Below are 20,827 nucleotides of genomic sequence, written 5' to 3'. Positions count from 1 at the left end.
GGCCACCTTCCTCTTCTCCGTTGCCGACCACCGCGCCGGGACCCGGCGCTTCAGTCAGTGTCGGTCCTGTCCGGACCGGGGGTGTCCTGGCCCAGGCCCCGGCGGATCGCGAGCTCCACGGGTGCGTACGCGCCGTCGGCCCGCTCCAGTGCGTACGGCGCGGTCGGCAGCAGCGGCGGCTGGGCCAGGAAACGCGGCCGCACACCATGGTGCGGTTGCGCCGCGTGCACCAGGAACGGATGGCACAGGAAGACGTCGCCCGGGGACCCGGTGGCGAGGGCGAGGGGCCGGTGGTCGGACGCCGCCACCAGATCGGGCGCGAGGGCCAGCCCGCTCGCCCCCTCCTCCCCGTACTTCTCCAGCACCTTCGGTACGTCCAGGTGGGAGCCGACCCGGATCCGGGTCGGGGCGTCCTCCTCACCGACCTCGCTGAACAGGAACAGCATCAGCAGCGCCCGGCCCCGGGAACGCAGGTTCGTGAAGTACCAGCTCTCGCCCTCCGGCAGATAGCTCCCCTCGATGTGCCAGCCCGCGTCGTCCGGCTCCTCCGCGTGCGGGAAGCGCAGCGGGAACGTGCCCAGCGAGTAACGCGGCTCCCAGCGGCCCGCCCCGACCAGCAGGTCGTACGCGCGGTGCAGGGCCGGGGAGTTGGGCGCGGCGGCGAACGGGCCCTGCGCCATGCCCGCCACCCAGTGCACCGGCCGCGTCCACGTCGCCGGGTCGTCCGGGTCGCAGCCCGTCTCCCGCCACAGCAGCCGCGCACAGTCCGCGGCCACGCGTGGCGCGACGGCGCCCGGCAGCTTCACGAAGCCGTCACGAAGAAACCGGGATACCAACGTCGTGTCGTCCATGCCCCCACCCTGCGACACCCCCGCCCCCACACACCCGACACCACCCGCACCACATTTGTCAGGCACACCCCGCCCCCGACGGCCCGCCCCACCCCTGGCGACCGTCGCCCCCACGCCCCCACGCGGCAACCCCACCCCGCCGCTCCGCGACGCTCCTCCCCACCCACCCACCCGCAACTGTCGAACCCGTCGCGCCGGGGACAACGGTCACCACCGACGGGGCGAGCCGACGAGGGGCACCCGGGGAGGACCACAACCACACGCGGGCACCCGGACAAGATCGCCGCGGAGCGGCGGGGAGCAGGTGCCGTACGAGGAGGCGGGGACGACGCTCACCACGGCCGGGCCGGGCCGTCGGGGACCGCGCGGGGACCACAGTCACAGGCACGCGGGCGGGGGAAACCGCCGCACAGCGGCGGGCAAGGGATGCCACGCCAGGAAACGGGGACAACACTCACCACAGCCCGGCCGGACCGCCAAGGGCCACGCGGGGACCACAGTCACGGGCGGGCGGGTGGGAGACGCCGCGGAGCGGTGGGGGTTGCCGCCCCGGGGGCGACATGACGACGGGTGGGGGCGCCCGCGCCAGAATCAGCAACCGTCGTACCCCGCCGTAGGCATAGAGAGCCGACGGTGCACCCGCGCCTTCATCCCCGAGTCGTACGCCGGTTCCGCGAACCCGGCGGTTTCGATGCGGACGCCGCGCCGCGCGCACTCCGCGGTGAACTCGTCGGCGGAGCGGAGGGCTCGTTCGAGGACGCGGCGGCAGGGGACGACGAAGAGGTCGACGAGGCCGGCGTCGACGTCGCCCCAGAGGACGGCGTGGTCGGCGCGCAGGCCGCGTACGACGAGCTCCCGCGTCACGACGTACCCCTGGGCGGCAGCCCACTTCGCGCACATGGCGTGCTGGCTGCGCGAGTCCACGAGGAAGGGGTCGGCGTCCAGTTCCTCCAGGGGGGTCAGGCTGGCGATCGCCGCGACCCGCACCGCGCGTGCGGTCCCCGCGCCGGCATCTCCCATGGCGTCCCCCTCACCTCTGGCGTCAGCCGTTGACACTACTCCTGGCCGTAGGCTCGGAGACAGTCACACGAAGGAGGAACGGGTGCGGGCGGACGTCACGGTCACCTGGTGGGGCCATGCCACGTGCACGGTGGAGGATTCGGGCACCCGGGTGCTGACCGATCCGCTGTTCGTGCGCCGTCTCGCGCACCTGCGCCGCCGCCGGGGCGCGCTGCCGCCCCCGCAGGCCGCCGTCGCCGATGTCGTCCTGTTGTCGCATCTGCATGCCGACCATCTGCACGTGCCGTCCCTGGCCCGCCTGGCCCCGGGCACCCGGGTCCTGGTCCCGCGCGGCGCCCCCCGCTCCGTGCCGGGCCTGCGCAGGCTGTCCCACCTGCGGTTGACGGAGGTGGCCCCGGGCGACGAGGTCCCCGTCGAGAACAACAGCGGCGGCGGTGTTCTCGTACGCGTCGTACCGGCCCTGCACGACGGCCGCCGCCTCCCCCTGGGCCCGCACCGCTCCCCCGCCCTCGGCTATGTCGTCGAGGGCCGCGCCCGCACGTACTTCGCCGGTGACACGGGCCTGTTCGACGCGATGGCCGACGAGGTGGGCCCCGTCGACGTGGCCCTGCTGCCCGTCGGCGGCTGGGGCCCCTACCTGGGCCACGGCCACCTCGACCCGGCCCGCGCCGCCGAGGCCCTGGCCCGGCTCGCGCCGCGCAGCGCGGTGCCGGTGCACTACGGCACGTACTGGCCGATCGGCATGGACGCGGTGCGCCCGCATGAATTCCACGGGCCGGGTGACGAGTTCGTGCGGCAGGCCGCCCGCCGCGCGCCGGAGGTCGCCGTGCACCGGCTCGGGCACGGCGAGTCCGTACGGCCGGAGGTCGCCCGATGATCCTTGCCGCCGCGGCGGCGGTGGCGCCGGACTCCACCCAGCAGGCGGTCGGCTATCCGTCGTTGTTCCTGCTGGTGGTGCTCGGCGCGCTGGTGCCGGTGGTGCCGACGGGCGCGTTGGTGAGTTCGGCGGCGGTGGTGGCGTTCCATCAGAGCGATACGTCACCGTTCGCGCTGCTCATCGTGTTCGGGGTGGCATCGCTCGCGGCGTTCGCCGGGGACATGGGGCTGTACTGGCTCGGGCAGCGCGGCATGCGGTCGAAGAACGGTTCGCGCTGGCTGGAGGCCATCCGGGACCGTGCTCCGGAGGACCGCCTCAGCCAGGCCCAGGACAAGCTCCAGGACCACGGCGTCCTGGTCCTCGTCCTGTCGCGTCTCGTCCCGGCGGGCCGCCTGCCGGTGATGCTGGCCTGTCTCCTGGCCAAGCTGCCCCTGCGCCGCTTCGCCCGCGGCAACCTCCCTGCCTGCCTGGCCTGGGCGGTGACGTACCAGCTCATCGGGATCCTCGGCGGCTCCCTGTTCAACGAGCCGTGGCAGGGCGTGGCCCTGGCGGTGGGCCTGACGGTCTTCATCAGCCTGGCCCCGACGGTGTGGCGCCGCCTGCGCAGGGTCCGGTCCACGGCCTCTTGACCGCGCCGGGTGGTTCCGGCCCGTCCGGCGGCTGGTGACGGCCCGTCCGGCGGTCGCGGACGAGCGCGCGGCGCGGCCCCCTCAGCCGGAGAGCACCCGGGACCCGCCCACGGGCAGATCCCACAGGTCCTCCCGGTCCCGGCCGACGGCCGCCCACGCGTCCCGGACCCGCGTCAGCGGCTCGAGCACGGGCTCGGCCGACAGCAGGAACGTCCCCCAGTGCATGGGCGCCATCCGCCGCGCCCCCACGTCGAGCGCGGCCCGCACCGCCTCCTCCGGGTCGCAGTGCACGTCCCGCAGCCACCAGCGCGGCTCGTACGCCCCGATGGGCAGCAGCGCCAGATCGATCCCGGGGTAGCGCTCCCCGATCCGCTCGAACCAGTGCCCGTACCCGGTGTCCCCGGCGAAGTACACCCGCTGCCCGTCCCCGTCGGTGAGCACCCAGCCGCCCCACAGGCTCCGGCAGGTGTCCCGCAGTCCGCGCTTGGACCAGTGGTGTGCCGGTACGAAGTCGAAGCGGACTCCGCCGAGTTCGGCGCCCTCCCACCAGTCGAGTTCGACGACCCGGGTGAAGCGGCGGCGGGTGAACCAGCGGGCGAGGCCCGCGGGGACGAGGACGGGGGTGTCGCGCGGGAGTCTTCTGAGGGTGGGCGCGTCCAGGTGGTCGTAGTGGTTGTGGCTGACGACCACCGCGTCGACGCGGGGCAGCGCGTTCCAGGGGACGCCGACGGGGGTGACCCGGGCCGGGGTGCCGAGGATCCTGCGGGACCAGACGGGGTCGGTGAGGACGGTGAGTCCGCCGACGCGCACCACCCAGCTCGCGTGGCCCGCCCACGTCACCGCGACCGTGCGGGAGTCGACGCGGGGCAGCGGGCCCGGCTCGTACGGCAGCCGCGGGAGGTCGGCGAGCGCCGAGGGCGGCGGCCGGAGCGCGCCCTCGCGGGCGAACCGGGCGAAGGCCCGCAGCCCGGGCAGCGGCGCGGTGAGCCGGTCTGCGAAGGTCTTGGGCCACAGCCGGACGGTCCGCGTATCGGCCCGTGCGGACCCCGCGTCGGGCCAGGCGGTCCGCGTGCCCCGAACGCCCCCGCCCTCCGGCACCTCCCGTCCCCGCCGTCCCGGCTGCGTCTGCTCCGCCTGTTCGCTGTCCCTTGACAACTGCTCCGCCTGTTCGCTGTCCCGTGGCTGCTGCTGCGTCTGCTGCGTCACCGAGGAGGCTCCCATCGCTGTGCTTCGGCACGGAGGTCTTCGAAGGCAGTTCCGAACAAGCTCAACGCCCGTTCCACGTGCGGCAATTCCAGTGGCTCTGGGGCGGTGAGCGCGGCCATCCGCTCCTCCGGGTCCGCGCCGAGGAACGGTGCCGTGGACAGCCGGACGCGCAGCGCGCCGGGGTCGTCGCCGAAGCGGTGACCGCCGGGGGCGGGCATGCCGAGGCGCGCCTGGAGGAAGTCCTCCAGTTCCTGCGCGTCGGTGACGCCGCGCGCGGCCAGCTCGGACCGCAACGGCCCGAGGTCGGCGTACAGATGACGCCCCGCCCGGGCCGGCCGGGCGAAGCCGCCCGCCGCCACGACGGCCTGCCGGAGGGCCGCGGCCACGCGCGCGTGCAGCCGGGTGGCGGCGGTCAGGCGAGCGGTGATCTCGTCCGGTTCCCCGAGGGCGTACGCGGCCGCGGCGGCGACCGGCGCGGCGGGGGACGCGCCGAGCGCGGTGAGGACGTCCAGGACCCGGGCGCGCAGGGCCGCGGCGGGGCCGCCCGCCGGGAACCGGGCGATGGCGGCGGGCAGGGCGGGCGGCAGGAAGGCACCGGACAGGTCGCAGACGACGGTGACGCGTTCGGGGGCCATCTCGGCGGGGCCGACCAGGACGGTCTCGCGGGGGCGGTGCAGGGTGTCGCGCCAGGTCTCGTCGCTGACGATGTGCAGGCCCTCGCCCGCCGCGGCCTCGACGGCCTCGTACACGACGTCCGGCGGCGGCACGGTGGCCGTCGGGTCGTCGGCGACCGACATCACGAGCAGGCGCGGCGAGCCGCCCTCGGCGCGGACGCGGCGGACGGTTTCGAGGAGGGCGTACGGGTCGGGGACGCCGCCGCACTCGGCGGGCGTCGGCACGTGGTACACCGACCGGCCCAGGAGGCGTACTTGGGGCTCCCACCAGGCGGCGCACGGGCGCGGCAGGAGGACGTCGCCGCCGACGGCGGCGGTGAGCGCGAGCAGCAGCGGCGCGGCGCCGGGTGCGGCGGCGACGTGGTCGCGCTCGGCGGGCAGGCCGCGCCGGGTCCAGTAGCCGCAGGCCGCGTCCAGGAGGGCCGGGTCGCCGCCGGGCGGCTGTGCGTGCGAGCGGCCCGCGGCGGACGCGAGGGCGGCGGTCAGCTCGGCGAGGACCGGGAGCCCGGGTTCCGGCAGCGGCGGGCCGTAGCGGACGCGGCCGCGACCCTCGTGGTCCGTCCGCCGCATGGGTACCTCCGTGCGCTCCCGTGACCTCTCGTGTGCCGTCGGGTGTCTCCGTACCCACGGCTGTGCCGCTCCACCTTCCGGCGGTCGGCCTCGTGCCCCGTCCCGCGGTCAGCGCGGGGACGTCCGGTCGCGGCGCAGCCGGTGCACGGCGGCGCCGAAGGCCCCGGTGACCAGCAGTCCGCCCGCGGCCAGGGCCGCCGGGGAGTCGGTGAAGCCGCCGTTCCGCCCGGCGTGCACGCCGTGGGCCGTATGGGTGGCGGTGTGGGTGGGCTGATGGGTGGGCTGATGGGTGGGGGTGTGGGCGGTACGGGTGACGGTGAACGTCGCCTTCCACCGGCCGTCGTCGGGGCAGGCGCCGTCCACGGCCCACTGTGCGTCGGGGCCCACGGCGTTCGGGCCGCCGCCCTCGAAGGACGCGGCGGTGGCGATGCGGGCGGTGCCCTGGTAGGCGGCTCCGGCGCCGTCGGCGTTCTCGCCGTCGTCGCTGTTCTCGCCGTCGTCGCCGTTCGCGCCGTCGCTGTTCGCGCCGTCGCTGTTCGCGCCGTCGCTGTTCCTGGCGTCGCTGTTCCTGGCGTCGCCCCGGATGCCGACCTCGTCACCCGTCCCCGACGTCCCCGGGTCCGTGCCTGTCCCGGGGTCGGGCTCCTCGCCGGGTACGGTCCCGAGGTCGGGCTCGATGTCGGTCCCGAGGTCCGGCTCCGGCCCTTGCGGGTCCGTGAGGCCGTACGGGTCGCTCTGCTCGTGCCCGTCGCTCGGGAGCGGGAGCCCCTGGCCGCCGCCGCTCCGCACGCGCTGGAGCTGGACGCTGCCCTGCTCGAAGGCCTGGGAGCTGGCGGTCATGGTCTGCGGGGGCGCGGCGCCGGTGGCGGGGCAGGACACGGAGACGGTGACCTGTTCGCCGGGGGCGATGTGCTGGGGGGTCACTTCGGCGGTGGCGTCTCCCGCGTACGCGGACGGGGTGGCGGCGAAGGTGCAGAGGGCGGCGGTGGTGAGGGTCACGGCGAGGTGCGGGACGGAAGTGCGCATGAGGTCATTCGAGCGTGGGGGTGCGTCATCCGCGCGGTGTGGCCTCCGGCCGGGTGAGCGGTGGGGTGACGCTCCCGGGCACTCGGCGGACCTCCGCGCGGCCCTGCTGCCATCGGACGCCGAGGCCCACGCCCCGACCCTGCTGCCATCGGACGCCAAGGCCCACGCCCCCGTCCACCAGGACCGGCCGCCGAGCCCCGTACCCCGGCTCACCGCCCCGCGGCAGCCCGTGCCCCGCACTACGCCAACGACCGCAGCTCCCCCTCCAGCCCCCTCCCCCGCGTCTCCACCAGCGCCGCCGCCACCTCCGCGAGCTTGCGGTTGGACTGCTGGGAGACGCGGCGCAGGAGGGTGAAGGCGCGGTCGGCGTCGCAGGTCACGATGTGCATGATGATGCCGCAGGCCTGGTCGACGACGGGGCGGGTGCGCAGCGCCTCGCCCAGGTGGTCCAGTTCCGTGAGCGCCGCGCGGTAGTGCCGGTCGCGGACCAGACCCGCCGCCGCGAGGTCGCCGAGGGCCTGCGCGGGGCCGCAGCCCGCGTCGTCCAGGGTGCCGGGGCGGAAGCTGAACAGGCTGAGGGTGAGGGTGAGCCCGGAGCGCCGGAAGGGCAGCGTGACGCTCGCGCGGACCCCGGAGTCCAGGGCGAGCGCGCGGTACTCCGGCCACCGGTCGTCGTGCAGCAGGTCCTCCGCGTCGACCGGCGCGCCCCGCTCCTGGGCCGCGGGGATCGGCCCGTCGCCGGAGCGCAGCTGCGCCGAGACGAGGCCGGACAGGTCCGGGTGGGTGACGGCGGCCGGGTGCACCTGGCCGCCCTCGGTGACGGTCGCGCCCGCGCCGCAGCACTCGGTGGTGCAGCGCAGCGCCTGTTCGGCCAGTTCCGAGAGCCTGCGCGCCGGCAGGGCGGATTCCGGTCCGTCCGTTCCGAGCAGCATCGGCATCGTGACGCACCTCCTCGTGTCCTCCTTGTCGGGTTCCCGGTGGCACCCCCGGAAAACGGCCCCAGCCGATACGTTCGAGGCATGGCGGACACCGACCGTTTCGGCGAGGACCTGGCGGACTTCGTGCGCCGGGTCGCGGAGTTGAAGGCATCGCGTGCCGTCCCCTCCGGTGACCTGCGCACCATGCTCGACGCGGCACTGTTCGAACTCGACCACGTGGCGGAGCGCCTGTGGCCCGACTTCGAGCGCCTCGCCGCGGACGGCCCGGCGGCGGGCACGACGGCCGTGCGGGACGAACAGCGGCTGCTGCGCGCCGTCTTCCAGCGGTTCCCGCTGCCGGTCGCCCTGGTCGACGGCGAGACGGTGGTGCGGCGCATGAACACGGCGGCGGCGGATCTCACGGGCGTACGCGGCGGGTACGCGACGGGGCGGCCGCTCGCCGCCTTCCTCACACCGTCCGACCGGACCGCGTTCCGCTCACAGGCCGCGGCGGTGGCCCGCAGGGAGGGCGACCGCAGTCTGACGGTGCGGTTGCAGCACCAGCCCCGGATCCCGGTGCGGGCGACCCTGACCGCGCTGCGGCCCGGCAACGAGCCCCGCACGGTGGTCCTCGTGGTCCTGCAGCCCCCGGGCGCCCGGGACCCGCTGCCGCGCGGTGTGCGGGGCCGGACGCCGGACCTCGCGGAGGCGACCCGCAACGCCGAACTCCTGGAGCTGACCGACGCCATGACGGTCACGCTGCTCACCGCGCCGGGCGGCGATCCCGCTCAGGTGCTCGCCCGGGTCCCCGAGGTGCTGCACGGCCGGTTCGCGGACTGGGTGATCGCCGACGAGGGCGCGGAGCGGCCGCGGCGCCGCACGGTACTCGGGCCCGAGGGAGGCCCGGTCGCCGATGTCCTCGCGCAGGATCCGGCCGACTGCCCGCTGGTCATGGAGACCGCGCGGTGCGCGGCGCCGACGTTGCAGGTGCGGCCGGATCCCCCGGACAGCTTCGGCCGGGACCTCGACGGCGCCCCGGTCCTGGTCCGCGCGCATGTCACGTCGTTGCTGTGCGTGCCGATCGCGCGGGGCCCCGGCGGTCCGGTCGAGGGGGTGCTGAGCCTGTTCAGGACGGGCGCGCGCCTCGCGTTCTCGATGGCGGAGGCGCGCGCCGTGGATGTGATGTCGCGGCACATCGCCCTGGCTATGCGGCGTTCGGGGTGACCCGGGCGGCGCGGGCCCGCTCCTCGCGCCGGGCGGCGGTCGTGTGGTGGGACGCCTCCCGCAGGACCTCCTCGCGCATCCGCCCGCAGCAGCGGCTGATCAGGCGGGACACGTGCATCTGGGAGATGCCCAGGTGCTCGGCGATGCGGCTCTGCGTCATGTCGCGGAAGAACCGCAGGTAGAGGATGGTCCGCTCGCGTTCGGGGAGTTGCGCGAGGCGGGGTTTGACGGCCTCGCGGTCGACGACGACGTCGAGTGCGGGGTCGGGGCCGCCGAGGGTGTCGCGCAGGGCGTAGCCGTCGTCGCTGCCGGGGAGTTCGGCGTCCAGGGACAGTGCGGTGAAGCTGTCGAGCGCTTCGAGTCCGGTCGCCGCGTCCTCCTCGCTCATTCCGGCCCGCTCGGCGATCTCGGCGACGCTGGGGGCGCGGCCGGGGGTGGTCTGGGTCAGGTCCTGGCAGGCGAACCGCACGCGGTTGCGCAGGTCCTGCACCCGGCGCGGTACGTGCAGGGTCCACATGTGGTCGCGGAAGTGGCGCTTGATCTCGCCGGTGACGGTCGGTACGGCGTAGCTCTCGAAGGCGTTGCCGCGCTCGGGGTCGTAGCGGTCGACGGCCTTGACCAGGCCGAGGGCCGCGACCTGGCGCAGGTCGTCGAGGGCTTCGCCGCGGTTGCGGAAGCGGCCCGCGAGCCGGTCGGCCATGGGCAGCCAGGCCCGCACGATGTCGTCGCGCAGGGCGTCGCGCTCGGGCCCGTGGGGCAGTTCGCAGAGCCGCCGGAAGGCGTCGGCGGTGTCGGGGGCGTCGTCGTGCGGGTGCCGCTTGGATCGCGGCCGCTGGGCGCACGGCGGCTGGGGGCGTGCGGGGCGGATCGCGCCGTGGTGGCGTGTCGCGTCCTGGAATCGTGCTGCATCGGATCGCATGATGCGGGCAACTCCTTGAGCCGGTGCCTGGTGTGGACGGTCACCGTGGGAGGGCGCGCGCTTGCCGCACGGGGCACACCCGGGCGAGCGATACGGCTCCCACGGACGTGCCTCCGGTCCGAAGCACTGTTTTTCCGCCTGCCCCGCGCGCCGCGGGGCAAACACCTGCCTGCGCACACCGGGGTCACGGCGGCCGAGTGCGGCACGCGTCCGCCGCTCCCCTCGCCCGGATCCCCTGCTTCCGGAACCTCGGTGTGAGAGGGCCCGCCGGAGGGGTACCCGGGCAGCGGTGGCCAGGACCGGCGAGGCCGGAGCGACCGAAGTGACCGGAGTGACCGGAAAGAGGGGCTCAGCGCCATGGAGCAGCGGTACGTGCGGGACGTCATGACACCGGGAGTGGCGGCGGTCAGGCCCGACGCGTCGCTGGTGGAGGCCGCGCAGTTGATGCGCGCCGAGGACATCGGCGGGGTCGTCGTGACCGGCGGCGGTCAGGTCCTCGGGGTGCTCACCGACCGGGACATCACGCTGCGTGCCGTGGCCGACGGCGTGGACCCGCTGACGGTCAGCGCGCAGTCCGTGTGCACGCCGAACCCCGTGGTGGTCGCCCCCGACGACGCGGTCTCGGAGGCCGTCGGCCTGATGCGGGCCCACGCGGTGCGCCGACTGCCCGTCGTCGAGGACGGCAGGCCCGTCGGGATGGTGAGCATCGGTGACCTGGCGGTCGAGCGGGGCGGCGGGGCCGGGAGGTAGCGGGGGCGCCCGGAAGCCCCGGCGTCCGGCAAGGGCGCCCGGGAGCTAGGGCGTGCGGCCGAGGAGGTTCAGGAGCGCGGTCCGGGCGTCCGCTCCCGGCGGTGGCTGCACGGCCGGGGCGAACAGGCCGCTCTTGCTCAACTCGGCGGCGTACGGCGTCACCTCGCGTACGGCGTCGGCGACGAGGTCGTCCGGCAGGTGTTCGTCGGCGCCGATCGCCCGGGACAGGTCCCAGGTGTGCACGACGAGATCGGTGACCATCTGGGCGCAGTAGTCGGCCGCGGGCGTCCGGCCGTACGAGAGGTGCACGGCGCCGTCGAGGGCGCCCGGCTCGCCGAACGCGGCACGCGCGGCGTCGGCCGCGGTGTCCCAGGAGGCGACCGGGTCCGGGCCGAGGACGTCGCCGTCGAAGCTGTCGCCCACGGACGCGAGAGTGGCGCCGTCGCGTACGAGCGGCGGGACCCACAGCTGCTCGACGACGAGGTGCGTGACAAGGTCCCGTACGGTCCACTCCACGCAGGGCGTCGGCGCGTCCCACTGGTCCGGCCCGACGGCGTGCACCCGGTCGGTGAACAGGTCGAGGGCCTGGCCGTGGTGCCGCAGCAGCCGGGTCCTGTCCGTCGCGCTCATGCCGCCTCCGGTCGGTCGCCGGTGCGCGCCACCGCTGTGCGCACCCTCCTTCGAGTGTGACCCCGTCGCGCGCCGCGGGCACGGGCCGGACGGCCGGAATTCCCGGCAGGAGTGCCGGAGAGAGGGCGGGCCCGATAGCACCGCGCGGGTGCGAGGGGGGCGCGGAGAGGGGCGACCGGGCCCGCGGTCCAAAGCCGGCCCGGCAGACTCCGCCGGGCCGGAAGCACCGGGGTTCCGTCCGCGGCCGACGCCCCGGGGGAAGGCTAGGACCCCCGCGACGGCGACCGGTCCACCCGGTGCCGACGACACACACTAGGCGGGTGCCCCCGAGCCCACGATCCGCTCGGCGCGCCGGGTGTCCGAATAACGCACCGCACACCGGGGCGCGCGGCACCCCGTGCCCTCACCCCCGCAGCGTCTGCGACGGCAGCTCCCCGAAGCGGGCCCGGTACTGCTCGGCGAAGCGGCCCAGATGGGTGAAGCCCCAGCGGTGCGCGACATCGCTCACGCACCGCTCGTCGGGCCCGGCCGCGCGCAGTTCGTCCCGCACGCGCTGCAGGCGTACGTCGCGTACGTACGCCATGGGGGACATCCCCACGTAGCGGCGGAAGGCCTCCTGGAGCCAGCGCACGCCGACGTGCGTCTCGGCGGCGAGCGCGGCGGTGGTGAAGGGGTACTCGGGCCGCTGCTGGACGGCGTCCATGGCGCGCTTGACCGGGGTGGGCCGCAACTTGGCGACGGGGTCGGTGAGTTGCTCGCGGTAGCGGTGCCCGGCGGCGAGCAGCAGGCCGTTCAGCAGGGCTTCCTGGAGGGGCGCGGCGACCAGGGACCCGCTGAGCATCGCGGACTCGTCGAGCAGGTCGTCCGCGACCGCGCGCACGAGCCGGGTCCAGCCCCGGCCGGGCCCCCGGCTGGTGTCGAAGCCCGGATCGAGCTGCACCGGGCCGCGGGTGGGCCGGCCGAGCAGCCCCTCCAGGGTGTCCTCGAGCGCCGCCCGCTCCAGCTTCACGGCGAGCACCCGGCAGTCGCCGGACCAGCGGTCGACCACGGTGTCGCCGCACGGCTGGTAGACGGCGGCGCTGCCGGGCGTGGTGAGCGTGCCCGCGCCGGAGCCCTGGCGCCAGGCCATGTGGCCGCTGAGCGGGATGTTCACGTGGTAGGCCCCGAGTTCCCCGAGGCGCACGCGCACGTCCGTGCCGCAGGTCAGGCCCCCGACGGTGAGCGCGCCGAGGTGTCCGATGGCGAACTCGGCCAGGAAGGACCGCCGCCGGTCGAGCACGTCCAGGAAGTTGCTGTAGTAGGCGGATACCAACACCTCCCGGGCCTCGTCCACATCACTGGTCCGAAAGGGCGTCCTGACAGCCACGGTCTCTCCAACTGCGCAGCGTACGGCGTGGGTTTCACCACGCTACCCCGCGGCGCTACCGGGCCCGTTCCACTCTTTGCTCGTCCCATACGGCGGCCGGCGTCTCCCGGACGCGGCCGTCGGCACCGAAGACCAGGTACCGGTCGAAGGAGCGGGCGAACCAGCGGTCGTGGGTCACGGCGAGCACCGTGCCCTCGTACGCCTCAAGGCCTTCCTGCAGTGCCTCGGCCGACTCCAGGTCGAGGTTGTCGGTGGGCTCGTCGAGCAACAGGGCGGTGGCGCCCTCCAGTTCCAGGAGCAGGATCTGGAAGCGGGCCTGCTGGCCGCCGGACAGCTTCTCGAAGCGCTGCTCGGCCTGCGCGGTGAGTTCGTAGCGGCGCAGCCGGGACATCGCCGCGCCCCGGTCCTTGGCGTGCTCGCGCCACAGGATGTCGAGGAGGGTGCGGCCGATCAGCTCCGGGTGGGCGTGGGTCTGCGCGAAGTGTCCGGGCACGACGCGGGCGCCGAGCTTCCACTCCCCCGTGTGGGCCACCGGGTTGTCGGCATCACCCGCGAGGAGGCGCAGGAAGTGCGACTTGCCGGAGCCGTTCGAGCCGAGGACGGCGACCCGCTCGCCGTAGAAGACCTCCAGGTCGAAGGGTTTCATCAGGCCGGTCAGCTCGAGGTTCTTGCAGGTGACGGCGCGCACGCCGGTGCGGCCGCCGTGCAGGCGCATGGTGATCTCCTGCTTGCGCGGCGGCTCGGGCGGCGGCCCGGCCTCCTCGAACTTGCGCAGCCGGGTCTTCGCCGCCTGGTAGCGCGAGGCCATCTCGTCGCTGCGCTTGGCGTACTGCTGCATGTCCAGGACGAGCTTCTTGAGCTGCGCGTGCTTCTCGTCCCAGCGTCGGCGCAGCTCCTCGAAACGCTCGAAGCGCTCCTGCCGCGCCTCGTGGTACGTCCCGAAGCCCGCGCCGTGCACCCACACCTCCGAGCCGCCGGGGCTCGGCTCGACGCTGACGATCTTCTCGGCGGAGCGGGCGAGGAGTTCCCGGTCGTGGCTGACGAACAGGACGGTCTTGCGGGTCTCCTTGAGGCGCTCCTCCAGCCAGCGCTTGCCGGGGACGTCCAGGTAGTTGTCGGGCTCGTCCAGGAGCAGCACCTCGTCGGTGCCGCGCAGCAGCGCTTCGAGGACCAGGCGCTTCTGCTCGCCGCCGGAGAGCGTGCGCACCTCGCGCCACTGGGCCTTGTCGTACGGGACGCCGAGCGCCGCCGTCGTGCAGATGTCCCAGAGCGTCTCGGCCTCGTACCCCCGGGCCTCCGCCCAGTCGGAGAGGGCCTGCGCGTAAGCCAGCTGGGCCGCCTCGTCGTCGACCGTCATGATGGCGTGCTCGGCGCGGTCGACGGCCCGCGCGGCCTCCCGGATGCGGGGCTGTGCCACGGACACCAGCAGGTCCCGCACGGTCGTGCCGTCCCGCACGGAGCCGACGAACTGGGGCATCACACCGAGGCCGCCGCTCACCGTCACGCCGCCGCCGTGCGGCTGCAGCTCCCCCGCGATGAGCCTGAGCAGCGTCGTCTTGCCCGCGCCGTTCGCCCCCACGAGGGCCACCACCGCGCCTTCGCCCACCCGGAACGAGACATCACCGAGCAGCGCTCGCCCGTCCGGCAGGTAGTACTCGATGTGCGCGGCTTCCAGATGTCCCATGGGGACGATTGTCCGGGGCGCCGTTCGGTGACGGCAAACGGGTTTCCCGGGGCCAGGGCGAGGGGGTGCGGGCCGCCGGGGAGGGCGGGAGGCGGGGCATTCGGGCGCCGGAAGCGTCGGCGGGGGCCGGGGAGGCGTAGGCGCGTCGATCCGTTGCGGAACGCCGCCCGGGGGTACGCGACAGGTATGACCTCAGATGCCGACCGCCCCCTGTCCCCGGCCCGCGGGCCAAGGAACCGGCTGATCGCGCTGGACCGCCGGGTCTTCGACGCCGTGGCCACGCGGCACTGGCCCGGCGCCGATCGGCTGCTGCCGCGGCTCAGCCACGCCGCGAACCACGGGCGGCTGTGGTTCGCCACGGCCGCCGCGCTCGCCGCGACCCGGGAGCCCCGGGCCCGGCGTGCCGCCGCCCGCGGGGTCGCGTCCCTCGCGGTGGCGTCCGCGACGATCAACACCCTCGGCAAGCGGTCGGTACGGCGGACCCGGCCCGCCCTGGACACCGTGCCGCTGGTGCGCAGGCTGCGGCGGCAGCCCGTGACCACGTCCTTCCCCTCGGGGCACGCCGCGTCCGCGGCGGCCTTCGCCGTCGGCGTGGCCCTGGAGTCGCCCCGGCTCGGCGCGGCCGTCGCGCCGCTCGCGGGGGCCGTCGCCCTCTCCCGCGTCTACACGGGCGTGCACTTCCCGAGCGACGTCCTGGCCGGTGCCGCCCTGGGCGCGGGTGCCGCGTACGCCGTACGCGGCCTGGTGCCGACCCGGTCCCAGCTCCCGCCGCCCGGCCGGCCGCGCGCCGAGGCCCCCGCGCTGCCCGGCGGGCGCGGCCTCGTCGTGGTCACCAACAGCGGCGCGAAGACCTCCGACCGGGTCCGCGAGCTGCTCGACGCCCTGCCACATGCCGAGGTGGTGACCTGCGCGCCGGACGGCCTCGTGGCCGAGCTGGAGAAGGCGGCGGCCCGCGCCCGCGCGCTCGGGGTGTGCGGCGGCGACGGCACCGTCAACGCGGCGGCTTCGGTGGCCCTGCGGTACGGCGTGCCGCTCGCGGTGCTGCCCGGCGGCACCCTCAACCACTTCGCGTACGACCTCGGGGTGGAGGGGCCCCGGGAGCTCGCGCGGGCCGTGGAGGCGGGGGACGCGGTCGCCGTGGATGTCGGCCGCTTCCGCTCCGGCGCCGGTACGGGGCACTTCGTGAACACCTTCAGCCTCGGCGTCTACCCCGAGCTGGTGCGCGAGCGGGAGCGGTGGTCGCACCGGGTCGGCGGCTGGCCCGCGGGCGTGCTCGCGGCGGCGCGCGTCCTGCGCTCCGACCAGCGGCCGCTGCGCGCCGAGATCGGCGGCACCGAGCGGGCGCTGTGGCTCCTGTTCGCCGGGAACTGCGTGTACAACCGCCTCGGCCCGGCGCCCACGCGGCGCTTCGACCTCGCCGACGGGCTGCTCGACGTTCGCATCGTGCACGGCGGCCGCAAGCCCGGCTCCCGGCTGCTCGCGGCGGCGCTGACGGCTCCGGTGGAGCGCTCCCCCGTCCAGACGACGGCCCGGCCGCGGCGGCTGCGCATCGACGGCCTGACACCCGGCACGAAGATCGCCTACGACGGGGAACTCACGTCGGTGGAGGGCGAGTTGCTGTTGGACAAGCTGCCGGAGGCGCTGGCGGTGTACCGGCCGTCGCTGGCGACGTGAGCCACGCGGCGGCCTCGGGCGACCGGGCACCGGCCCGGTCGCCCCGGCCGACCCACCTGATCCGGCCGACCAGGCAGACCAGGCAGACCAGCTTGCCCAGCCGACCCAGCTTGCCCAGATACTGAGACCGGGGTCTCATCATTCGGCATGCGGCGCTTACAGTGCCGTCATGTCGAAACCGCAGCAGCCCCCCGCCGAGACCGCCGTCTACACGCACGGGCACCACGAGTCCGTCCTGCGCTCCCACACCTGGCGCACCGCCGCCAACTCGGCGGCGTACCTCCTCGGTTCGCTGCGGCCGCACCTGCGCATCCTGGACGTCGGCTGCGGCCCCGGCACCATCACCGCCGACCTGGCCGCGCTGGTCCCCGACGGGCACGTCACCGGCGTCGACCGCGCCCCCGGCATCCTCGACCAGGCGCGCGCCACGACGGCCGGGCGCGGCCTGGACAACGTGACGTTCGCCGTCGCCGACGTGCACGCCCTCGACCACGCCGACGACACCTTCGACGTCGTGCACGCCCACCAGGTGCTCCAGCACGTCGGCGATCCGGTGCGGGCGCTGCGCGAGATGCGCCGGGTGTGCCGCCCGGGCGGCATCGTCGCCGTGCGCGACAGCGACTACGAGGCGATGACCTGGTACCCGCATGTGCCGGGCCTGGACGACTGGCTCGACCTGTACCGCCGCGTGGCGCGCGCCAACGGCGGCGAACCGGACGCCGGGCGGCGCCTCAAGTCCTGGGCGCTGGAGGCGGGGTTCACCGAGATCACGGCGTCCGCCGGCACCTGGTGCTACAGCACGCCGGAGGAGCGGGCGTGGTGGAGCGGGCTGTGGGCGGACCGCACGGTGGCGTCCGCGTACGCCGAGCGCGCGACGGCGGGCGGGCACGCGGACCAGGACCAGTTGGCGGCGGTCGCGGCGGCCTGGCGGGAGTGGGGGCGGGCGGAGGACGGGTGGTTCACGGTGCTGCACGGGGAGTTGCTGTGCCGGGTCTGAGGTGACCCGACGGGCGGGGCGGCGGCAAGGGAGCGCGGACCGTGGCGGGTTCACTCCCTCGGCAGCAGGGGGCCCAGCGGTCCGAGGTCCAGGTTCAGGTCCTCGGGCCGCAGCCCGTAGCGCTCGCGGAGCCGCGTCATGCGGTCCTCCAGGAGCATCAACGTCCTGCCGACCCGCTCCTCCTGATCTTCCGTCAGCTCACCGGAATCGAAGCGCCGGATCGCCTGCCGCTCCATCAGCTCGCGCAGCAGCTCGACGACGGTCAGGACGAGGGCGACGAGGTCGCGCTCCACGGTGTCGGGTTCGAGGTCCATCCTCATCGCGCCTCCCTACTCAGGGCGCCACTCGCCCGCGCCGCCGCCCGCCACGGCCGTCGGCCACGGCGACGGCACCTGGGCGTTGACCGCGCTGATCAGCACCTTCAGGTCGATGCGGACGAGGTCGACGTCCGCGATGCGCAGGGTGATGTCGCCCGCGATGACCACCCCACCGGCGAGCAGCCGGTCGAGCACGTCGACGAGGGCGATCTCCCGCCGCGCGAACGGTTCGACGGACGCGCTCACGGCGCACCGCCCGCGTCCTGGTGTTCCGCCGCGCCCTCGTCGCCGTGCGGCTCCGCCCCGGACTCGGGGTCGTCCGTGAAGGAGTACGCCGCCCACGGTCCGGTCACCTCCACCCGCAGCCCCGGCCGCGCGCCCTGCGTGCGGCCGATCAGCTCCAGGAACTCCTCGGACCACGTACGCGGCACCAGATAGGCCGAGTTGAGGATGTTCCGGCCCGCTCCGGCGTCCGTCAGCGGGCCGCTCTGCACGGGGTGCAGCCGCGCGCCGGCCGCGTACCGGGCGAGGTCGCCGTGCAGCCGTCGCGCGAACACCTCAGCCCGTGCCGTGGACTCCTCGCGGGCCGCGTTCCCGGCGCGACGGCGGCGCAGGTAGTCCCGGCCGGACTCCGGCGGGCGCCGCGACGGCGGGGCCGCGTCCCCGGCGGCGGCACCCTCGCCGTCGGCGTCCCCGCTGCCGAGCCACACCTTCACACCCCACTCCACATGGCCGTCGATGCGCTCCAGGATGCGGTGCAGCCGGTCGGACTCGTCCTCCAGCATGGCGCGTACGCCGCTGTCGTCGCGGAAGACGGTCGCGAGCCGCAGCGGCAGCGGGCAGGTCACGGTCGCGAGAGCGGCGACGACGTTCTGGTGCGCGCGGGCCGTCGCGGCCAGCCAGGCCAGGTCCTCCAGGTGCGCGCGCAGCGGCTCCCGCCCGAAGTCCCGCTCCGGCACCGGGCTGACGACGGCCACCAGGCCCTCGTGGACGAGCTGGTGCGGCGGCGCGCCGCCCACGCCGGTGAGGTCGGCGTGCAGCGGCGCGGCCAACGGGCGGCACACGGCGTACACATAGCGCAGGTCATCGATCACGTTCACGTTCTCCTCGGCCGTCTTGCCCGGTGTCGTCGCGTGCGGACTCCCCGCCCCGGTCGAGGGCGCCTCGGCCCGCCGTCGGCGCACGCGTCTCCAACTCCTCCACCCGGCGCCGCAGTTCCTCGTTCTCCCGCGCGAGCGCGGTCCGGCGCGCACCGCTGGACAGCGCCGGGTCGTCCTCCCACCAGTCGATGCCCATCTCCTTGGCGCGCTCCACGGACGCGACGACGAGGCGGAGCTTGATGGTGAGGAGTTCGATGTCGAGCAGGTTGATCCGGATGTCGCCCGCGATGACGATGCCCTTGTCCAGGACCCGTTCGAGGATGTCGGCGAGGTTCGCGCCGCCCTGGGGGTAGGGCTCCGGCAACCGGCTCGCGGTCGTCATCGGCGGCTCCGGCCGCCGTCGGCCGCGACCAGGTCCTCGTCGGCGTCCTCGGCGGCCACGTCCTCGCCGTCTTCTGCCACGTCCTCGGCCCCGTCATCCACGTCGGCCGCGTCGTCGACGTCCTCGACGTCGCCCTCGTCGTCCGCGTCATAGGACTCCTCGCCGTCCTCGTACCCGGCCTCGTCCTCGTACGCGCCTTCCTCGTACGCGCCCTCCGCCTCCGCGACCGCCTCGTCGTGGCCGCGCACCACCTCGCCGTCGCGGATCTCGCCGCGCCAGCCGTCGCTCGCCTCGCCGCGCATCGAGATGTGCCGGGCGAAGTGCTTGAGGTCGAGGCGGACCCGGCGGCCCTGGGCGCGCCAGATGTTGCCGGTCTTCTCGAACAGGCCCTTCGGGTAGTACTCGACGACGAGCAGGACGCGGGTGAGCTGTTCGCCGAGCGGGTGGAAGGTGACCACGCCCTTGGTGGTGCCCTTCGCGCCCTCCGACGTCCAGGAGATGCGCTGGTCCGGCACCTGCTCGGTGACGTGCGCCTTCCAACTCCGGCTCGACCAGAAGACCTTGAGCTGCCAGTCGGAGTCCGTGTCGCCCGCCGCGGTGGCACCCTTGACGCCCTTGGCGTACGTGGCGAACTCCTGGAGCTGCGTCCACTGGTCGTAGGCCTCGCGCACCGGCACACCGACGTCGACGTACTCGAGGATGACGGTGGGTGTCTGGCCGCCCCCGCCCTTCTTGCGGCGCCCGGTGAGGTTCTTCAGGGCGCCCTTGACCGAGTCCTTGAGGTGGCTGCCGCCCAGCTCCACGGCGCTGCGCAGCGGGCCCTTGCCCTGGGCGAGCTTGCGGCCGCCGTCGAGGGCGAGCCTGCCGAAGCCGGGGCTGCGGCCGTCCGCGATGTCGTTGAGCTTGACGGTGGCCTCGCCGAGCTTGCGGCCGACCCCGATCAGGGCGCGCTCGGCCTGCGCCAGCGCGAAGGCCTTGGCCTCGTCCTTCAGGCGGTCCGCCGCCGGGCTGTGGGCGGCGGCGCGCAGCGGGTTCGGGGCGGTGGCCGTCCCGCCGGACTCCGTACGCGTGTCAGTCATCGCTGCCTCCCCTCGCCCGGGCGGTCTTCTTCGCGGTACGCCGCTGCGGGCTCCGCTTCTCCGTACCGCGTGAGGTCTGGGTGCCGCGCGAGGCCTGCGGCTTGCGGGCCGGGGCGGTCTTGCGCTCGCTACGGGTGGCCGCGGTGGCCTTCTTCGTGGCCGAACCCGCCTTCCGCGTACCCGACTTGGCCGCTCCGCCCGCGCTCCCGCCCGCGTCCCGGGCCTTGCCGGACACCTCGTCGGCGTCGGGAACGTCATCCGCGTCAGGCACGGCATCCGCGTCGGGGGTGACCCCCGACAGCCGGTCCCGCACGTCCAGGGTGCGGTCGTGCAGCCGGTCGGCGAGGCCTTCGAGCTGCCGGTCGAGCAGCGAGCCCGTCGCCGCCTTGCCGACGCCCCGCAGATCCTGCTTGAGCTGGTCGCCGATCTCCTTGAACTGCGGGTTGTTCTCCCACTGCCGTGTCACCGCGTGGGCGAGCGCGCCGGGGCTGAGCTGGAGCCTGCGGCCCGCCACCATCGTGCCCACGGCGAAGGCGAGCTTCGCCTTCTTCGTGCGTCCGAGAAGGTACCCCGCGCCCACGGCGAGGCCCACTGCCAGTCGATTCATGAGTTCCCAGTCCTGACTGTTCCGGCTGTTCCGGCTGTTCCGGCTGCGTCGGCGATCGTGCCGTCCGTCCGGGTCACGTCGCCGACGGGTCCGTGACCGAGACGGGCGAGGAGTTCGTCCTCGCGGCGGTCGAACTCGGCCCCGTCGATCTCACCGGCGTCCAACCGCTCGGTGAGCAGGGCGAGTTCCTGGGTGATGGCCGAGGGGTCGTAGTACTGCCGCTCCGCCTCCGCGGCCACCTGCCGGAGCACCCACAGGGTGCCCCGGGCGGGGGCCAGCGGCAGTGCGAGCAGTTCGCCGATGAGTCCCATGGCCGGGCCTCACCGCC

The 20,827-nt window shown here is 74.9% G+C and carries 23 protein-coding genes; 6 read left to right on the top strand and 17 right to left on the bottom strand.

Going from position 1 to position 20,827, the window contains the following annotated elements; genetic code table 11:
- Positions 1-50: 50 nt before the first annotated feature.
- Positions 51-851: a phytanoyl-CoA dioxygenase family protein gene (locus IE274_RS12770; protein ID WP_190115773.1), complete on the bottom strand. Its 801-nt coding sequence runs from the start codon at positions 849-851 to the stop codon at positions 51-53.
- Positions 852-1,442: 591 nt separating this feature from the next.
- The gene (locus tag IE274_RS12765; protein ID WP_190115772.1) at positions 1,443-1,871 is read right to left on the bottom strand and encodes a hypothetical protein; all 429 of its coding nucleotides are present in this window, start codon (positions 1,869-1,871) and stop codon (positions 1,443-1,445) included.
- A gap of 82 nt (positions 1,872-1,953) precedes the next feature.
- Here IE274_RS12765 and IE274_RS12760 point away from each other — a divergent pair, with 82 nt between their 5' ends.
- Positions 1,954-2,748: an MBL fold metallo-hydrolase gene (locus tag IE274_RS12760; RefSeq protein WP_190115771.1), complete on the top strand. Its 795-nt coding sequence runs from the start codon at positions 1,954-1,956 to the stop codon at positions 2,746-2,748.
- On the top strand, positions 2,745-3,377 hold the full coding sequence (locus IE274_RS12755; protein ID WP_190115770.1) for a DedA family protein: 633 nt from the start codon (positions 2,745-2,747) through the stop codon (positions 3,375-3,377). Before IE274_RS12760 ends, IE274_RS12755 begins: the two co-directional genes overlap by 4 nt.
- Positions 3,378-3,458: 81 nt before the next feature.
- On the opposite strand, the gene IE274_RS12750 is transcribed toward IE274_RS12755, so the two are convergent.
- From IE274_RS12750 to IE274_RS12735, 4 genes are all read right to left on the bottom strand, one after another.
- Positions 3,459-4,475: an MBL fold metallo-hydrolase gene (locus IE274_RS12750; protein WP_190115928.1), complete on the bottom strand. Its 1,017-nt coding sequence runs from the start codon at positions 4,473-4,475 to the stop codon at positions 3,459-3,461.
- Between the two features lie 104 nt (positions 4,476-4,579).
- The gene (locus IE274_RS12745) at positions 4,580-5,827 is read right to left on the bottom strand and encodes an aminotransferase class I/II-fold pyridoxal phosphate-dependent enzyme (protein WP_190115769.1); all 1,248 of its coding nucleotides are present in this window, start codon (positions 5,825-5,827) and stop codon (positions 4,580-4,582) included.
- A gap of 108 nt (positions 5,828-5,935) precedes the next feature.
- Complete coding sequence (locus tag IE274_RS12740; protein ID WP_190115768.1) at positions 5,936-6,853, bottom strand: hypothetical protein; 918 nt, start codon at positions 6,851-6,853, stop codon at positions 5,936-5,938.
- 239 nt (positions 6,854-7,092) lie between these two features.
- The gene (locus IE274_RS12735) at positions 7,093-7,791 is read right to left on the bottom strand and encodes an ANTAR domain-containing response regulator (RefSeq protein WP_190115767.1); all 699 of its coding nucleotides are present in this window, start codon (positions 7,789-7,791) and stop codon (positions 7,093-7,095) included.
- A gap of 81 nt (positions 7,792-7,872) precedes the next feature.
- Here IE274_RS12735 and IE274_RS12730 point away from each other — a divergent pair, with 81 nt between their 5' ends.
- Positions 7,873-8,994 carry a PAS domain-containing protein gene (locus IE274_RS12730; protein ID WP_190115766.1) on the top strand — a complete coding sequence of 374 codons (1,122 nt, stop codon included), beginning with the start codon at positions 7,873-7,875 and terminating at the stop codon, positions 8,992-8,994.
- On the opposite strand, the gene IE274_RS12725 is transcribed toward IE274_RS12730, so the two are convergent.
- Entirely contained in the window at positions 8,975-9,913 is a 939-nt protein-coding gene (locus IE274_RS12725) for an RNA polymerase sigma factor SigF (RefSeq protein WP_190115765.1), read from the bottom strand. The genes IE274_RS12730 and IE274_RS12725 overlap by 20 nt on opposite strands.
- A gap of 357 nt (positions 9,914-10,270) precedes the next feature.
- Between IE274_RS12725 and IE274_RS12720 the strand changes: the two genes are divergently transcribed.
- Positions 10,271-10,663, top strand: coding sequence for a CBS domain-containing protein (locus IE274_RS12720; protein ID WP_190115764.1), 393 nt, complete (start codon positions 10,271-10,273; stop codon positions 10,661-10,663).
- 45 nt (positions 10,664-10,708) lie between these two features.
- Here the strand turns inward: IE274_RS12720 and IE274_RS12715 are convergent, their stop codons facing one another.
- From IE274_RS12715 to IE274_RS12705, 3 genes are all read right to left on the bottom strand, one after another.
- A complete protein-coding gene (locus tag IE274_RS12715) occupies positions 10,709-11,293 on the bottom strand; it encodes a TIGR03086 family metal-binding protein (protein WP_190115763.1) in 585 nt (194 codons plus the stop codon).
- 403 nt (positions 11,294-11,696) lie between these two features.
- A complete protein-coding gene (locus IE274_RS12710; RefSeq protein WP_229909492.1) occupies positions 11,697-12,659 on the bottom strand; it encodes an AraC family transcriptional regulator in 963 nt (320 codons plus the stop codon).
- 55 nt (positions 12,660-12,714) lie between these two features.
- On the bottom strand, positions 12,715-14,343 hold the full coding sequence (locus IE274_RS12705) for an ABC-F family ATP-binding cassette domain-containing protein (protein WP_190115762.1): 1,629 nt from the start codon (positions 14,341-14,343) through the stop codon (positions 12,715-12,717).
- Between the two features lie 186 nt (positions 14,344-14,529).
- Between IE274_RS12705 and IE274_RS12700 the strand changes: the two genes are divergently transcribed.
- Both IE274_RS12700 and IE274_RS12695 read left to right on the top strand, forming a co-directional pair.
- Positions 14,530-16,017, top strand: a complete 1,488-nt coding sequence (locus tag IE274_RS12700) for a bifunctional phosphatase PAP2/diacylglycerol kinase family protein (protein WP_190115761.1) — start codon at positions 14,530-14,532, stop codon at positions 16,015-16,017.
- Between the two features lie 169 nt (positions 16,018-16,186).
- Positions 16,187-17,014 carry a methyltransferase domain-containing protein gene (locus IE274_RS12695; protein WP_190115760.1) on the top strand — a complete coding sequence of 276 codons (828 nt, stop codon included), beginning with the start codon at positions 16,187-16,189 and terminating at the stop codon, positions 17,012-17,014.
- A 50-nt stretch (positions 17,015-17,064) separates the two neighbouring features.
- Here the strand turns inward: IE274_RS12695 and IE274_RS12690 are convergent, their stop codons facing one another.
- The 7 genes from IE274_RS12690 to IE274_RS12660 are packed head-to-tail and all read right to left on the bottom strand — an operon-like array spanning position 17,065 to position 20,810.
- Entirely contained in the window at positions 17,065-17,334 is a 270-nt protein-coding gene (locus IE274_RS12690) for a gas vesicle protein K (protein WP_190115759.1), read from the bottom strand.
- A gap of 9 nt (positions 17,335-17,343) precedes the next feature.
- Positions 17,344-17,577, bottom strand: a complete 234-nt coding sequence (locus IE274_RS12685; protein ID WP_190115758.1) for a gas vesicle protein — start codon at positions 17,575-17,577, stop codon at positions 17,344-17,346.
- Positions 17,574-18,422 (bottom strand): GvpL/GvpF family gas vesicle protein, encoded by an 849-nt coding sequence (locus IE274_RS12680; RefSeq protein WP_190115926.1) that lies wholly within the window; start codon positions 18,420-18,422, stop codon positions 17,574-17,576. The genes IE274_RS12685 and IE274_RS12680 overlap by 4 nt, the downstream gene beginning before the upstream one ends.
- Positions 18,415-18,813 carry a gas vesicle protein gene (locus tag IE274_RS12675; protein WP_190115757.1) on the bottom strand — a complete coding sequence of 133 codons (399 nt, stop codon included), beginning with the start codon at positions 18,811-18,813 and terminating at the stop codon, positions 18,415-18,417. Before IE274_RS12675 ends, IE274_RS12680 begins: the two co-directional genes overlap by 8 nt.
- The gene (locus IE274_RS12670; RefSeq protein ID WP_190115756.1) at positions 18,810-19,892 is read right to left on the bottom strand and encodes an SRPBCC family protein; all 1,083 of its coding nucleotides are present in this window, start codon (positions 19,890-19,892) and stop codon (positions 18,810-18,812) included. Before IE274_RS12670 ends, IE274_RS12675 begins: the two co-directional genes overlap by 4 nt.
- A complete protein-coding gene (locus IE274_RS12665) occupies positions 19,885-20,499 on the bottom strand; it encodes a DNA primase (protein ID WP_190115755.1) in 615 nt (204 codons plus the stop codon). The genes IE274_RS12670 and IE274_RS12665 overlap by 8 nt, the downstream gene beginning before the upstream one ends.
- Positions 20,496-20,810: a gas vesicle protein GvpG gene (locus IE274_RS12660; RefSeq protein WP_190115754.1), complete on the bottom strand. Its 315-nt coding sequence runs from the start codon at positions 20,808-20,810 to the stop codon at positions 20,496-20,498. Before IE274_RS12660 ends, IE274_RS12665 begins: the two co-directional genes overlap by 4 nt.
- Between the last annotated feature and the right edge of the window lie 17 nt (positions 20,811-20,827).

The sequence above is a fragment of the Streptomyces flavofungini genome, assembly GCF_014650815.1.
GTDB lineage: Bacteria > Actinomycetota > Actinomycetes > Streptomycetales > Streptomycetaceae > Streptomyces > Streptomyces flavofungini.
This window is presented reverse-complemented; position numbering and strand designations above follow the sequence as displayed.